The sequence below is a fragment of the Acinetobacter sp. ABJ_C5_2 genome, from assembly GCF_044538485.1.
Taxonomy (GTDB): Bacteria; Pseudomonadota; Gammaproteobacteria; order Pseudomonadales; family Moraxellaceae; genus Acinetobacter; species Acinetobacter nosocomialis_A.
The window spans coordinates 14,043-29,138 of record NZ_JBIUCS010000018.1; the positions used below are offsets into that span (position 1 = coordinate 14,043).

The window sequence follows — 15,096 nt, forward strand, 5'->3', positions numbered from 1 at the left end:
CTTGCCTACTTTTTACTATTTAAAATTCCCAAGCCATACATCGGCCACTTGGTACTCGCTTTAATGTTATTAATCAGCATCGCTACCAAAACTAAAGACACTGCACCGACCAAAACAGGGAAAATTAAGAAACTCCACTCATAATGTATGCTACTCGCGGTGAGTAAAATAACCAAAGGATTAGCCCCAGCAGGTGGATGAACACACTTAAACACTTGCATGAGTGCAATGGCACAACCTACTGATAAAGCAATTGTAAAAATAGAAACACCGACAAATTTTAGAAAAAACAATCCTACAAAAGCCGAAATAAGATGCCCAAATATAATATTTCTCGGCTGTGCCAAAGGTGACTGCGACACGGTATAGAGCAACACACAGGTCGCACCAAACGGCGCCATGATAAAGATATTGTGTGTGAACTTACTCAACCACAGAAGTATAAAAATACTAAGCGTCCCCCCAATAAGACTTCTTAAAATATCAACTTTACTGGGCGATGGAGCCAGTTTTTCTTTGCCATAAAAGATCGAGAACATGTTTTTTTCCTCAAACAAAAATTTGCTTTTTAAAAAGCATATAGATAAAATTTCAAATAGTACAGATCTGTACTATTTTATTTTTTGGAAAAGACACATGTCAAAATCTGCCTTAAAAATATTAGATACAGCCGAGAAGTTATTTAATGAAAATAGTTTTGTCGGGGTTGGCGTTGACTTGATTCGCGATGAATCTGGCTGCTCTAAAACCACTATGTACACGTACTATAAAAATAAAAATCAACTGGTTAAGTCTGTACTCGTTGCACGTGATGAGCGGTTTAAGCAAAGCCTTCTAGGTTATGTAGGAGATGCAACAGAATTAGAAGCCATCAATAAAATTCTGGACTGGCACACCAATTGGTTTAGACAAGATTTTTTTAAGGGCTGTTTATTTGTAAGAGCGGTCGCTGAATCTAACCAAGATGATCAAGACATTATTTCTATTTCTAAAGCCCATAAACAATGGATTAAAGTATTGATTGCGGAAAACTGCAATATACCGAATGGTGAAGCTTTATCTGAGCTGATCTATACGGTAATTGAAGGATTAATTAGCCGCTTTTTAGTCGATGGTTTCGATGAAACACTCGCAATAAACATGAAAAATTCTATTAATCAATTATTTAATATTCATCAACATTAGCATGAGAACTTAAAATGGAAGTGGACCATATTTTTATTTGTGTACAATCAGGCGCTCCCGAAGCTGAAACTTTAAAAAAATTCGGTCTAACAGAAGGTTCATCCAATAAACACCCGGGTCAAGGTACAGAAAACAGACGCTTTTTCTTTAAAAATAGCTTTATCGAATTAATCTTTTTAAATAATCCAGAAGAAGCTTCAAGCGATCTCACCAAACCCACTCTGCTCTTTGAACGACTAAGTACTCAAAATAATATCGCGTCCCCTTTTGGTATCTGTTTTCGCCCTAAAAATAAAGATGATAATGGTGCAAAATTTCCTAATTGGGTTTACAAGCCAAGCTATTTACCAGCCAGCTTAGAAGTAAATGTTGCCAAAGATTCTGTGGTATCTGAACCAATGTGGTTCTTCCTTTCATTTGCTTCACGACCAGACCTTGCTGCGAAAGAAAAACAACAACCACTTGTGCATAGCAAAGATTTATCAGAAATCACTTCAATTAAGGTTTCTGTTCCAAACCTAGAGCAGCACCCTACTTCGTTGCTGTTCAATACAGTTGATAATTTTGAAGTCACCGATGGATCGGAGCATTTAATGGAAATTAGTTTTGATCATGAGCCTCAAGGAATAATTCATGATTTCAGACCAGAACTGCCGCTTATTTTTAAATATTAAAACGCTTACTTTTTAATAAAAAAACTGTGATTTATTGCAAATCACAGTTTTTATTTAAATTGAATCACATTAAAAAAGTAACAGCTTAAGCAATTTTCCCATCAATAATGCCCTTCTCTTTTAATGCAGCTAGTTCTTCTGCTGTTTTAAATCTTGATAAGATTTGAGCGGTATGTTCACCTAGTTCTGGTGGTGCATGATGATATTCAACTGGAGTATCAGACAGTTTGATTGGTGAGCCAATGGTTTGGAAGTTTTCATTTAAACGATGAGGAATGTTCACCACCAAGTTGCGATGTACAATTTGTGGTTCAGCTAAAGCATCTTCAATAGAATTGATAACACCTACGGGTACTTTTAAGGCATGAATCATGTCGACCCATTCTTTAGCAGTTTTCTGCAAAAAGTGTTCCGACAATAAAGGTATCAGTTCATTTCGATATTTTACGCGGTCTTGGTTGCGCACAAACTTTTCATTTTCGAGCAACTCTGGATAACCAATCGCAATACACAAATCTTTAAACTGTTTGTCGTTGCCACAAGCAATAATAAATTCTTTATCTTTAGCCTTAAAAGTTTGATACGGCACAATACTTGGGTGTTGATTACCCATGCGTTGTGGCGCTTTACCTGAAGCTAAATAATTCATTCCCTGATTTGCCAGTGCCGCGACCTGTACATCAAGGAGTGACATATCAATATACTGACCACGCCCTGTGTGCGAACGTGCAATCAAGGCAGCTTGAATGGCAATGGTGGAATACAATCCCGTTTGAATATCTACTACAGCCACACCAACCTTTTGCGCCCCACCACCTACCACATCATCAGGCTCACCAGTAATGCTCATTAAGCCAGACATACCCTGAATAATAAAATCATAACCGGGTTCTTCTGCACGTGGGCCATCTTGCCCAAAACCAGTAATCGAGCAATAAACAATGTTCGGGTTCAACTCACTTAATGACGCGTAGTCCAAACCATATTTAGCCAAAGACCCTGTCTTATAATTTTCAATCACGACATCGGCAGTCTTGGCAATTTCATAAATTAAGGCCTGACCTTCGGGTGTGGTTATGTCCACTGCAACCGAATATTTATTGCGGTTGGTACACTGAAAATAGCCAGATTCACGAGTCATGTTTCCGTCTTGATCGGGCATCCATGGTGGTCCCCACATACGGGTGTCATCACCGACTCGAGGACGTTCAATTTTAATCACTTCCGCGCCAAGGTCTGCCAAGATTTGCCCACACCAAGGCCCCGCAAGCACACGACTTAAATCTAAAACCCGAATCCCTTGTAATGCACCCATAACGATACCCTTATCTTTTAGAAGGCACTCAACGCACCTTCTTTTCATTGTTTATGATTGTCTTTGTGGATCGTACTGACGATCTTTAATAAATAAGCCCGGCAATACACCCGCAACAAAATATGCAGCGCCCATCACAATAAAGGCCATGGTAAACGTACCGCCCGATGCCAAGAAACCAATGGTAGCTGGTGCAATAGCGGCTCCGACACGACCAATGTTATAGGCACCGCCAATGGCTGTTCCGCGCACATCGGTTGAAAAACTTTCAGCCATATAGGTCGCGTTTACACCATATGGAATGCCATATAAGAAGCCAAAAGTGATCAATAAATACAAAATATTGCCAGGAGTATTGAAGAAAATAATGATTGGCAAGAACACTGCGCTGGCTATTGTTCCAAACACAAAAACAGCACGGCGGTTAAATTTGTCAGCAAGATACCCTGCTAAAATTTTTCCTAGAATCATTGCTGTATATGAACCCACCATATAACTGGTTAAGTTTTTAAAGTTCATATGCACTTCTGTTTCTAAATAACTTGGCATCCAGTTGTTAATGCCGTAATAACCAAACTGTAAGAAGAATGCTGTCGTCATCCACAACAAAAACATTTTACGGTGCTTAAAGTTATTAAAGATTTGCTTATAAATGCTGCTACTTTTTGGCTTTTCAGCTACTACTCTTTCTTTAGGCTGTCTGTTACCTTGCAAGCTTTCAATTTTGGTAAGCTGCCAAGATTTTGGCTCTGGTACAAACCGTTGCAGGAAAATATTAACAAAAGCAGGCACCACGGTCAGGAAGAATAAAACACGCCAGCCATGATCTGGAATAATTGCCCCTGCTAAAAGGGTTGCCGCAATATAACCTACAGTCTGACCCGTCTGTAACGTGCCCAATACCGTTGTACGGTACGTGGTTGGCACATATTCAGCCATTAAGGTATTACAGGCCATATAGAGTGCTCCAATACCCAAAGCACCAATAAAACGTAAAGCCATAAATTGCTCGAAGCTTTGCGTAAAGCCCAATAAACAAGTCGCTACAGAAAAGAAAGTCACCGAGTTGGCAATGGTTCTTACACGACCAAACTTGTCACATGCCCAGCCACCCAAAATACCGCCAATCCCCATACCTGCCAAGGAAGCACTGCCTAAGGCACCCGCTTGAAAGGTAGTTAATCCAAACTCTGCCTTTAAACTGGTCAAGCTATAAGACAGCAGCATAATATCAATGCCATCGACCACCATTGCAAAATAGGCAAATAACAACGCCCATTTCCATGTATGAGGTCCAATCCTTTCGTATGTTCCAAGGTTACTTGGAAATGTATTTCTTAATTCTTTCGATATTACTTGAACGTCATTGTTCATCTTTAGTTCCTCATTTTCCCAAATGAGTCATCGGTAGCCTACTTATGTTTTCTGCATGACTTAATCTTCTATATTTTCATCATCTTATATTTAATTTTAAGTACACAGAGGCACATCTTTACATGAGTATCCTTACGATGAATCTTGTCATTTTCCATAAATTTTTGCGTAAAAATCTCTAAAGGTGCTCCCGAAAGAACACCTCTATCTTTTAAAAATTAATGAGTTAGTTACTAAATGCTGCGATGCCTGTTTGTGCACGACCTAAAATCAAGGCATGAACGTCATGTGTACCCTCGTAGGTATTTACGACTTCAAGATTGACCAAATGGCGTGCCACACCAAACTCATCACTAATGCCGTTTCCACCCATCATGTCACGTGCCATGCGGGCAATATCAAGCGCCTTTCCACAGTTGTTACGCTTAATGAGAGATGTACCCTCAACTGATGCAATGCCTTCATCTTTCATGCGGCCAAAACGTAAAGCTGCCTGTAAACCCAAAGCAATTTCAGTTTGCATATCTGCCAGTTTCTTTTGAATCAATTGATTTGCAGCCAGCGGGCGACCAAATTGTTTACGGTCCATGGTGTATTGATGTGCAGTATGCCAGCAGAACTCGGCAGCCCCCATTGCGCCCCATGCAATACCATAGCGGGCGCTATTTAGACAGGTAAATGGGCCTTTTAAACCTCGAATTTCAGGAAATGCGTTCTCTTCAGGTACAAAAACGTTATCCATCACGATTTCACCCGTAATCGAGGCACGTAAACCGACCTTGCCATGAATAGCTGGCGCAGATAGCCCTTCCCAGCCCTTTTCTAAAATGAAGCCGCGAATATCACCGACATTACCTTCAGCAGAAACTTCTTTTGCCCAAACCACAAATACATCTGCAATTGGACTGTTGGTAATCCACATTTTGGCGCCACTTAAACGATAACCACCGTCAACTTTTTTAGCACGTGTAATCATACTGCCCGGATCTGAACCATGATCAGGTTCGGTCAAACCAAAACAACCAATGTATTCACCAGTAGCAAGTTTAGGTAAGTACTTCTGCTTTTGCTCTTCAGTACCAAATTCATGAATCGGAACCATCACCAATGAGCTTTGCACGCTCGCCATAGAGCGGTAGCCCGAGTCGACATATTCAATTTCACGCGCAACCAAACCGTAACTCACATAGTTCAAACCCGCGCCACCATATTGCTCAGGAATGGTTGGACCCAGTAAGCCAAGCTCTCCCATTTCACGGAAAATAGATGGATCTGTTGTTTCATGACGAAATTGTTCAAGTACACGTGGTTGTAAACGTTCTTGACAATAGGCATGAGCCGCATCACGAATCATGCGCTCATCTGGGCTAAGCTGTTGCTCAATTAAAAATGGGTCTTGCCAATTAAATTGAACTTTTGCTTTTTTTGTTGTCACCATGTGATTCATCGCATCCTCTGCTTGATTTGATCTTCTTTATTTAACTCGATGTTATGCGTGAAAAATTCAGTAATCAAACGATAAATGTTCATGCAGATATGCGACTTACGCATATTTAAAATGGGTCGCATTAAATTTAACTATTTAATCCGTTGTATTTCATTAAAAATGGCTTATTTTTATACTAAACTCGGATATCTGCATTTAGGTCATATGCTGTTTTGAAATATGATGACAAATAAAAGGATTTGTTTATGCGAAGAAGTATCCCGTCCATTCAGGGTCTAATTTGCTTTGAAAGTGCAGCAAAACATCTAAGTTATACCTATGCTGCCCAAGAGTTATGTATTACCCAAAGTGCAGTCTCGCGCCAAATTCAGCAATTAGAAGATTTCTTGGGCGTTGAACTCTTTATACGTACTCGGCATGGTGTTGAACTCACCATTGCAGGTCAGCAGTATTTTAAAAGCATCAAGCCCTACTTATTAGGACTAGAAAAATGTACGGCCGATGTGATTTCTCATAAAGGTTTAGGTGGAACATTAAAGTTAGGTGTAGTACCTACCTTTGCAACGCGCTGGCTGTTACCCAAACTTCATCTTTTAAATCAAAAACACCCTGAAATTACGGTTCACTTAGAAACCAGTACCAAACCTTTTTTATTTAACGACAATATTTTTGACGCTGCTATTTTTGCAGGAACGCAGCAGCAAATTGACCATTGGCCCGGCATACAAGCACACTATTTAATGGATGAAGAAATTGTACCTGTATGCTCGCCAAGGCTAATCGAAAAGTATTTTCCAGATGCTGTGATGATTAATGAAAATACCTATGATTTAAGCTCGGAAGATTTGCTGAAAATTCCTCTACTGCAACAAACCACTCGGCCTAGCATTTGGCAAGAATGGTTTCTAACTCATCAGATGCAACACCCTAAACCTTTTGATGGACAACGCCATGAGTTATTTTCAATGCTTGCGGTTGCTGCAAGCCATGACATGGGAATGGCCTTAATTCCACAAATGTTGATTGAGTCTGAACTACAAAAAAAAGAACTGGTGATTGTTTCCAATAAGAAACTAAAAGGTAGCCGAAAATACTATCTCATCCATTCAAGCCAAGACATAACCCCAACCATTCAAAAATTTGTTGAATGGATTTACCAAGAACTAGAACTACTAAAGAGTAATTCAAATTAGCTGAGCCACTTTGTTCGATCTATACGCATAAAAAAAGATTGTGATTGATAAGATCACAACCTTTTAGTTAAGCATAAATGACTTTGAAATTAATGACTCATTAATTGAATATCTGAACCGCTACGTTTCGGGTCAATCAAGATTTTGGCATGCTGTTCAGGATCACGTAACGCTTCAAATGCATTAGTTACACCTTCTAGGCCAACAACACCCGTAATGAGCGGTGAACAGTTCACTTTCCCTTCTGCAATCATGTGTAGCGCATCTCTAAACTCAAGCGGTGTATAGCCCAACACAAACTGAATTTCTAACTCTTTATTAATTGCAAGTGCGGGTTCTATTTTGTCACTTTGCATGCACACGCCCACCCCAACAATTCGGGAAAACAAAGGTGTACCTTCAATAATTTGCTGCAAAACACCCGGTACGCCTACACACTCAAAAATAACAGGACGTTTTGGTAGAGCGCCTAATTTGTCAATCATGCGCCATCCATGCCACCACGGTAAGCGTGTCGCTTGCAACTTATCAAACAGCCCCATGCCCATGTTAATCGCATCGGAAACATTGCCAAGCAAACCAAACTCTTTCCAGTTGGCAAATGGTGATGTCTCTTTAGGGTCTACCACAATATCCGCACCACATTGCTCGGCAAGCTTACGGCGATTTGGTGAAAAGTCGCTGGCAACCACGGTTTTAACCCCAGCTGCTTTAAGCATTAATATGACACCTAACCCAACAGGACCACAACCAATCACAATCGCAGGTTCACCAGTTTTCACACGGCTACGGCGAACAGCATGTAATGCAACCGCCATAGGTTCAGTCATGGCAGCACTATCTGCATCTAGACCATTAGGTACTTCAAACATCAAACTTGATTGAGCCAATACTTGCTCGGCATAACCACCCGAAGCATTTGGGGAAAGCCCTGTAGACAAATAACCATGCTGATCTACATTTAAAAGCGGCATTGCACAAACAAGTGTATCTGCTTTAAATTTATGACGTGTTTTTGGACCATAATCCAAAACCTTGCCACAGAACTCATGTCCTAGTACAAACGGATCTGTAGACTTCGCTAAACCATTAAACCCTACACGTGCAGCCAAATCATGCATGTGGTCACAGTGGTGCTGCATATGTAAATCTGAACCACAGATCCCACATCGCACCACTTCCAATAAAACCTGCCCTTTTGCAGGCGTTAAGTTCGGTTGGTCCACGACTTGCAATATTGCTTGATGACAAAGTACCGACTTCATTTGAGCGCTTCCTATTTCTTCTTTTTCATTTACTTGCCAGAAATAGATTTCTACAGATAAATTAATCGCTTTATCAGTTTGATCTTTAGCAAGCCTTTATTCATCTTTACAAGTAAAAGCCAAAATACCAATGACCATTCTTCAGCCAATCTACTCTTGAAGAGTCAACAAAAAAACAGGCTCAGCGAAATTAAAAACAATAAAAACCTTGGTGCTTGTATCTTACACAGACTGTGTTGTCTTCTTAAGCCAGAACAATGTCATCAAAATTAAAACTTATACAAATATAGTAAGTTCAAAAAACTCAACTCAACGCTTTTCACAAAAACATAGCAAATCCAAACTTTTATCAGCAGTCCTAAACAGGCATGATGAATTAAGACAAATTGATAAGAAGAAATCTATGATTACCAAAACACTTCCGCTTACAGATATACACCGCCACCTTGATGGCAACATCCGCATTCAAACCATTTTAGAATTGGGCCAACAATACCATTTAGATTTACCTGCTTACGACATTGAAACGTTACGACCACACGTACAAGTTATGGATAACCAACCTGACTTATTAAGTTTTTTATCTAAGCTCGACTGGGGCGTAAAAGTATTAGCGAGTTTAGATGCCTGCAAACGTATTGCTTTTGAAAACATGCAAGATGCAGCACAGCAAGGCTTAGACTATGTAGAACTACGTTTTTCACCGGGTTATATGGGAATGACACATCAACTTCCACTTGAAGGTGTTGTTGAAGCAGTTATTGCGGGCGTAAAAGAAGGCAGTCAAGCTTACGGGGTAAAAGCGAATTTAATCGGCATTATGAGTCGTACTTTTGGTCAAGAAGCCTGCGAAAAAGAATTAAACGCCCTACTTGCCCATAAAAATGATATTAAAGCGTTGGATCTCGCTGGAGACGAGCTTGGTTTTCCTGGTAATTTATTTATTGATCACTTTAAAAAAGCACGTGATGCAGGTTGGCATATTACAGTACATGCAGGTGAAGCTGCTGGCCCAGAAAGTATTTGGCAAGCTATTGAAGAATTAGGTGCCGAACGAATTGGACATGGCGTTAAAGCAGTTCAAGATTTAAAACTTTTAGATTATTTGGCAAAACATCAGATTGGTATTGAATCTTGTCTCACCTCAAACATTCAAACCAATACAGTGCGGTCTTTAGCAGAACATCCGTTAAAAACTTTTTTAGAACATGGTGTGCTTGCCACCATTAATACGGACGACCCAGCAGTAGAAGGCATTGAGATACAACATGAATATTTAACTGCTGCCCCATTAGCTGGTTTAAGCCCTGAGCAAATTTATACAGCTCAAGAAAATGGACTAAAAATCGCATTTTTATCAGATCAAGATAAGGATGAGTTAAGGCAAAAATATCAATAACAGAGAACAGAGAACAGAGAACAGAGAACAGAGCTTATATAAAGAAGTTCAAATATTGGAGTGTGTATGAATTAAAATTTAAATATATAAAAACAAAAAAAATTCCCTCCACCTTTAAAGCTAGAAGAAATTCTTTTCAATATTTGGGATATTTCAAAGCTTGAACGCTTTTAAAATATGGTCGGAGCAGTAGGATTCGAACCTACGACCCCCTGGTCCCAAACCAGGTGCACTACCAGGCTGTGCTATGCTCCGAAATTGGGGTGAATGACGGGATTCGAACCCGCGACAACTGGAATCACAATCCAGGGCTCTACCAACTGAGCTACATCCACCATCAAATAAGTTCTATGTACCAAGCTACCAAATGGCGCGCCTGACAGGATTCGAACCTGTGACCATCCGCTTAGAAGGCGGATGCTCTATCCAACTGAGCTACAGGCGCTTAACCGATGATGCTTATCATGCGATACTTCGCCGATCTTAAAATATTATTTTAAGTGGTCGGAGCAGTAGGATTCGAACCTACGACCCCCTGGTCCCAAACCAGGTGCACTACCAGGCTGTGCTATGCTCCGATCTATCTCAGCTTTTGCTGTATCGCACATCGTGCGGTACGGTGTGCATTCTAGGCGCGACGCCCTCAGACGTCAACACCTATTCTCAAAAAAAGTTAAAAATCCTTATCAAATGTATATTTAACAAGCATTTTGAGGTTTTTTAACGTTTTAACGATGCACTAAAGGCTAACATTCGATCTAAAGGCATTTTGGCACGTTCAGCCAGCGCTGGATCAACGTGTATTTCCTGATCACCTTTTTGTAAAACTTCTAAAATTCCGTCGAGTTCATTCATTGCCATCCACGGACAGTGAGCACATGAACGACAAGTTGCCCCCTCACCCGCTGTTGGTGCTTCAACTAAAATCTTATTTGGTACCGCCTGCTGCATTTTGTAGAAAATACCGCGGTCAGTTGCCACAATGAGTCTTTCATTTGGCAAAGTCTGCGCAGCTTTAATCAGTTGAGAAGTACTGCCTACCGCATCGGCAATTTCTACAACCGACTCTGGCGACTCTGGATGTACCAATACAGCCGCATCTGGATACAGTGCTTTCATGTTGGCAATACCACGTGCACGGAATTCTTCATGCACAATACATGCACCATCCCAAAGCAACATATCTGCACCGGTTTTCTTTTGAATATAGCGACCTAAGTGCTGATCTGGTGCCCAAATAATTTTTTCGCCTAAGCTATCTAGATGCTCAACAATTTCAACAGCACAGCTTGAAGTCACTACCCAATCTGCACGTGCTTTAACAGCAGCAGATGTATTGGCATAAACCACTACGGTATGGTCAGGGTGTTGATCACAAAATGCCGTGAACTCATCAACTGGACAACCCAAGTCGAGTGAGCAGGTTGCTTCAAGTGTTGGCATTAAAATTGTTTTTTCAGGAGACAGAATTTTAGCTGTTTCTCCCATAAACTTTACACCAGCCACAACCAGTGTAGAGGCTGCATGGTCTCGTCCAAAACGAGCCATTTCTAAAGAGTCAGAAACGCATCCACCTGTTTTTTCAGCAAGTTCTTGTACATCCGGATCGCAATAGTAGTGAGCAACAAGGACAGCATCACGTTTTTTGAGCTCTGCTTCGATCTGTGCAAACTTTTGTTGTTTTGCTTCTTCACTTAGGCGGTTGTCTTTTGGCTCACCTAAACGGTCTAAATGCGCTTGTACAATGTTTTTTGCATCGTTGGCAATTAAAGTCGCATCACTCATAAAACGTCTTCTCTATCCTTCATGCTGGCATACCTGCTCGCATATAACGTTACTGCTTAAATGATTTACGGATTGAATCATTTAATATCAAAAGTTGGGGCTAATAAAAAAGCCTCTTTGTCGAGGCTTGATTATAACTGAATATTTACGAACGGTAATCTGCATTAATCTTGACGTAGTCGTAAGATAAGTCACAGGTGTAGACTGTATCTTTGGCTTGACCGCGACCTAAATCAACACGAATGGTAATTTCCGTTTGTGCCATAACGCGCGCACCAGCTTCTTCGGTATAGTCCTCTGCCGCACCACCATCTTTACAGATTTGTACGTCGTCTAACCATACCTGAATTTTAGATACGTCTAGGTCTTTCACTCCAGCATAGCCAATTGCCGCTAAAATACGTCCCCAGTTCGGGTCAGATGCAAAAAGTGCAGTTTTAACGAGTGGAGAATGCGCAATGCTATACGCAATGTCACAACACTCTTGAATGTTACCGCCGCCCTCTACAGCAACAGTAATAAACTTCGTTGCACCTTCGCCATCACGAATAATTAACTGCGCTAAACGGTTCATGACACGAGCAAGCACTTCTAATACTTTCGCGTAGCGTGCATCGCTTTCTGATGTAATTTCAGTGCCACCTGCCTGACCAGTCGCCACAAAAATACAAGAGTCATTTGTTGAAGTGTCACCATCAATGGTAATACGGTTAAATGAATGCTCAACCGTGGTCTTTAATAGCTTTTGTACTAAATCGCGGCGAATAGGCGCATCTGTAGCTACAAAGCTCAGCATCGTTGCCATGTTTGGACGAATCATGCCTGCACCTTTACTAATACCTGTCATGGTATAAGTAATGCCATCAAGTTCAAATTTTTCAGATGCACCTTTAGGCACAGTGTCTGTCGTCATAATGCCAGTTGCAGCATCATTCCAAGCAGCATCTTGTACGCTATTTAATGCAGGCTGAAGACCAGCAAGTAAACGCTCCATTGGAAGCTGCTCACCAATCACACCTGTAGAAAATGGCAGTACTTCAAAACTGTTCACACAAGCAAGCTCAGCTAACTTCGCGCAAGTGTCTTGGGCATTTTTTAAGCCTGTAGGTCCTGTACCCGCATTGGCATTACCTGTATTAATTACTAAATAACGAGGGTTGCCTTGAGCAAGATGAGCTTTTGATACATGAACAGGTGCAGCACAGAATGCATTTTGGGTAAATACACCCGCAACGTTTGAACCTTCTGCAAACTCAAAAATGACTAAATCTCGTCGGTTTTGGTAACGTACATATGCTTCTGTTGAGCCAATTTTTACACCTTTTACCACATGCATTTGTGGCATTGTTACGTCGCCGACAGCCATTTTTAGAACATCCAGAGTTTGTTATGAAAAGATTAATATTTCAGAAAATAGCGATGCAAGAAAAGCCGCTTTACATGAAATATCAGTGTTGACAGCTTATTAGAAAAGCCTGAAAAAATCGAGCGCTAAAAATAGCTTATTTTTGCTCTAATTTTAATAAAATATCTTTCTTATCAAGACCACCAGCAAAACCGACCAAGGCACCGCCTGCCCCAATGACTCGGTGACAAGGTGCAATAATTGAAATCGGGTTTTTACCATTGGCAGCACCTACTGCACGCACGGCTTTTTCATTACCAATTTGAACAGCAATCTCTTTATAACTTCTTGTTTCACCATAAGGAATGCTGAGTAATGCCGCCCATACCTGTTTTTGAAATGCTGTACCTTCAAAATCTAATGGCAATGTAAATTCACGGCGCTTGCCTTCAAAATATTCTTTTAATTGTTGTTCAGTTTTTAATAAAACTGGATGCTCAGTTTGTTCGACCAGCTCTGCCAGTCGAACACGTTTTGGATTTTCATTGTCCCAAAGTACTGCTACCAAAGCATTTTCATTCGCAACTAGTTTTAATTGCCCAACAGGCGAATTGATATACTTATAAGACAGCAACATACTTTATCCTTTTAAGATGGAGACGAAATTTTCATTAGAACCAGTCCCGAAACAATCAGTACAGCGGCAATCATTCTCATCGCACCAATAGGTTCATTAAGAAAAAATATACCCACTAAGAATGATCCAATTGCACCAATGCCTGTCCAAACCGTATAAGCAGTACCAAGGGGTAAAGTTTTCATGGATATTGAAAGCAGAACTACACTCAAAATCATAAAAACTACGGTAATAACACTAGGGGTTAAGCGTGTAAAACCTTCGGACATTTTCATAGAATATGCCCAAATGATTTCAAATACACCTGCTAAAATTAAAATAGCCCAAGCCATAACATTCACTAATTTTTATAGTGTCAGGTCGTCCTGACATGATTACCCATTATGGGGGAGGTCGTTCCTCCTGTATGTGGAGACTCAGTTTACTTTAAAATAAAAAATGAAGGCAAACCCGAACCCAAGCTTACCTCTATCAGAAAATATTATTCATTTTTGAGTTGTAGAATTTTCCGAGCACCATTTAAAACAAACAAAACAATAATCAATCCAATAATTAAATCAGGATAACGAGAACCTGTGATTGCAACTAATATTCCCGCAATAATGACACCTAAGTTTACGATGACATCATTTGCAGAAAATATATAACTCGCCTTCATATGTGCCCCACTCTCCTTATGGTCTCTCATTAAATAAAGGCAACTAATATTGGCTGCAAGTGCCAAGCCACCAATTAAAATCATGAGAATTGAAACAGGTTCACTGCCGTAAATAAAACGGCGCAATACATCAACCAACACAATCATGGCTAAGCCAAACTGAAACCATCCGGAAATATGTGCAGCCTTTAATTGAGCATTGAGGTTTTTACCCACCACAAATAAAGCAATGCCATAAATTGCCGCATCGGCAAACATATCGAGCGAGTCAGCAATTAACCCAGTTGATGACGCAATAATACCTGCCATAAATTCGATGAAAAACATCACAGCATTAATGAGTAACAGCCACTGTAAAACCTGTTTTTGTGCTGCATGGTTTGAAGAGCTAGCACGTACCTTTTTAGGTTTTTCAACAGGTTCATAGTGTGGCTGGGTTTGTTGCAACTCTGCCCCTAAACCTAGGCGTTGCAGGCTTCGGGTAATTTTTTCAGCGTCTGTACTGTGATACACCGCTAAATGACGAGTAGGTAAATCAAATTCAAGTTCTTGAATATTTGCAGCATAAGGGACTAAAGCCATTCGCACCATTTGCTCTTCTGCTGCACAATCCATGTGAGGAATATGGTAATAACTCACCCATTGGATTTTATTCGCCATAGGTTCACTCGGCATAGAATAGTCCTGAGTTGCTACGCTTGAGCACCCACAGCTTGAACAGCTTTTATTTACATTTATTTGATTCTCTTGTTTTTCTAAAGCCATCTTTGCACCATAACTGACACAAAAAACAATGCCATCAGTATAAACCAATGGCAT

At 40.4% G+C, this 15,096-nt stretch carries 14 protein-coding genes and 4 tRNA genes; 4 read left to right on the plus strand and 14 right to left on the minus strand.

Going from position 1 to position 15,096, the window contains the following annotated elements:
• Positions 1–5 precede the first annotated feature (5 nt).
• Positions 6–539 (minus strand): HPP family protein, encoded by a 534-nt coding sequence (locus tag ACH8JV_RS13725; protein ID WP_396521823.1) that lies wholly within the window; start codon positions 537–539, stop codon positions 6–8.
• A gap of 97 nt (positions 540–636) precedes the next feature.
• Here ACH8JV_RS13725 and ACH8JV_RS13730 point away from each other — a divergent pair, with 97 nt between their 5' ends.
• Together ACH8JV_RS13730 and ACH8JV_RS13735 are read left to right on the plus strand one after the other, a co-directional pair.
• Positions 637–1,185 (plus strand): TetR/AcrR family transcriptional regulator, encoded by a 549-nt coding sequence (locus ACH8JV_RS13730; RefSeq protein ID WP_396521825.1) that lies wholly within the window; start codon positions 637–639, stop codon positions 1,183–1,185.
• A gap of 14 nt (positions 1,186–1,199) precedes the next feature.
• A complete protein-coding gene (locus tag ACH8JV_RS13735; RefSeq protein ID WP_396521827.1) occupies positions 1,200–1,859 on the plus strand; it encodes a VOC family protein in 660 nt (219 codons plus the stop codon).
• Positions 1,860–1,944: 85 nt separating this feature from the next.
• On the opposite strand, the gene ACH8JV_RS13740 is transcribed toward ACH8JV_RS13735, so the two are convergent.
• The 3 genes from ACH8JV_RS13740 to ACH8JV_RS13750 form a co-directional block, all read right to left on the minus strand.
• Positions 1,945–3,174: a CaiB/BaiF CoA-transferase family protein gene (locus tag ACH8JV_RS13740; protein WP_280007687.1), complete on the minus strand. Its 1,230-nt coding sequence runs from the start codon at positions 3,172–3,174 to the stop codon at positions 1,945–1,947.
• Between the two features lie 51 nt (positions 3,175–3,225).
• A complete protein-coding gene (locus ACH8JV_RS13745) occupies positions 3,226–4,548 on the minus strand; it encodes an MFS transporter (protein ID WP_396521829.1) in 1,323 nt (440 codons plus the stop codon).
• Positions 4,549–4,774: 226 nt separating this feature from the next.
• On the minus strand, positions 4,775–5,995 hold the full coding sequence (locus ACH8JV_RS13750) for an acyl-CoA dehydrogenase (protein WP_017393219.1): 1,221 nt from the start codon (positions 5,993–5,995) through the stop codon (positions 4,775–4,777).
• Positions 5,996–6,240: 245 nt separating this feature from the next.
• On the opposite strand from ACH8JV_RS13750, the gene ACH8JV_RS13755 reads away from it, so the two are divergent.
• Positions 6,241–7,188, plus strand: coding sequence for a LysR substrate-binding domain-containing protein (locus ACH8JV_RS13755; protein ID WP_001254614.1), 948 nt, complete (start codon positions 6,241–6,243; stop codon positions 7,186–7,188).
• 89 nt (positions 7,189–7,277) lie between these two features.
• Here the strand turns inward: ACH8JV_RS13755 and ACH8JV_RS13760 are convergent, their stop codons facing one another.
• Complete coding sequence (locus ACH8JV_RS13760) at positions 7,278–8,453, minus strand: zinc-binding dehydrogenase (RefSeq protein ID WP_396521832.1); 1,176 nt, start codon at positions 8,451–8,453, stop codon at positions 7,278–7,280.
• Positions 8,454–8,856: 403 nt separating this feature from the next.
• On the opposite strand from ACH8JV_RS13760, the gene add reads away from it, so the two are divergent.
• A complete protein-coding gene (gene add, locus ACH8JV_RS13765) occupies positions 8,857–9,852 on the plus strand; it encodes an adenosine deaminase (RefSeq protein WP_396521834.1) in 996 nt (331 codons plus the stop codon).
• A 178-nt stretch (positions 9,853–10,030) separates the two neighbouring features.
• Here the strand turns inward: add and ACH8JV_RS13770 are convergent.
• The 9 genes from ACH8JV_RS13770 to ACH8JV_RS13810 form a co-directional block, all read right to left on the minus strand.
• Positions 10,031–10,107: transfer RNA gene (locus tag ACH8JV_RS13770), tRNA-Pro, on the minus strand.
• Between the two features lie 4 nt (positions 10,108–10,111).
• A tRNA-His gene (locus ACH8JV_RS13775) sits at positions 10,112–10,187 on the minus strand.
• A gap of 33 nt (positions 10,188–10,220) precedes the next feature.
• Positions 10,221–10,297 (minus strand) — tRNA-Arg (locus tag ACH8JV_RS13780).
• Between the two features lie 56 nt (positions 10,298–10,353).
• Positions 10,354–10,430: transfer RNA gene (locus ACH8JV_RS13785), tRNA-Pro, on the minus strand.
• Between the two features lie 142 nt (positions 10,431–10,572).
• A complete protein-coding gene (gene nadA, locus ACH8JV_RS13790) occupies positions 10,573–11,637 on the minus strand; it encodes a quinolinate synthase NadA (protein WP_024433993.1) in 1,065 nt (354 codons plus the stop codon).
• Between the two features lie 145 nt (positions 11,638–11,782).
• Positions 11,783–13,003, minus strand: a complete 1,221-nt coding sequence (gene argJ / locus ACH8JV_RS13795) for a bifunctional glutamate N-acetyltransferase/amino-acid acetyltransferase ArgJ (RefSeq protein WP_396521836.1) — start codon at positions 13,001–13,003, stop codon at positions 11,783–11,785.
• Between the two features lie 136 nt (positions 13,004–13,139).
• The gene (locus ACH8JV_RS13800) at positions 13,140–13,619 is read right to left on the minus strand and encodes a methylated-DNA--[protein]-cysteine S-methyltransferase (RefSeq protein ID WP_100192885.1); all 480 of its coding nucleotides are present in this window, start codon (positions 13,617–13,619) and stop codon (positions 13,140–13,142) included.
• An 11-nt stretch (positions 13,620–13,630) separates the two neighbouring features.
• Positions 13,631–13,951, minus strand: coding sequence for a multidrug efflux SMR transporter (locus ACH8JV_RS13805; protein ID WP_002050323.1), 321 nt, complete (start codon positions 13,949–13,951; stop codon positions 13,631–13,633).
• 149 nt (positions 13,952–14,100) lie between these two features.
• Positions 14,101–15,096, minus strand: a complete 996-nt coding sequence (locus ACH8JV_RS13810) for a cation transporter (protein WP_396521839.1) — start codon at positions 15,094–15,096, stop codon at positions 14,101–14,103.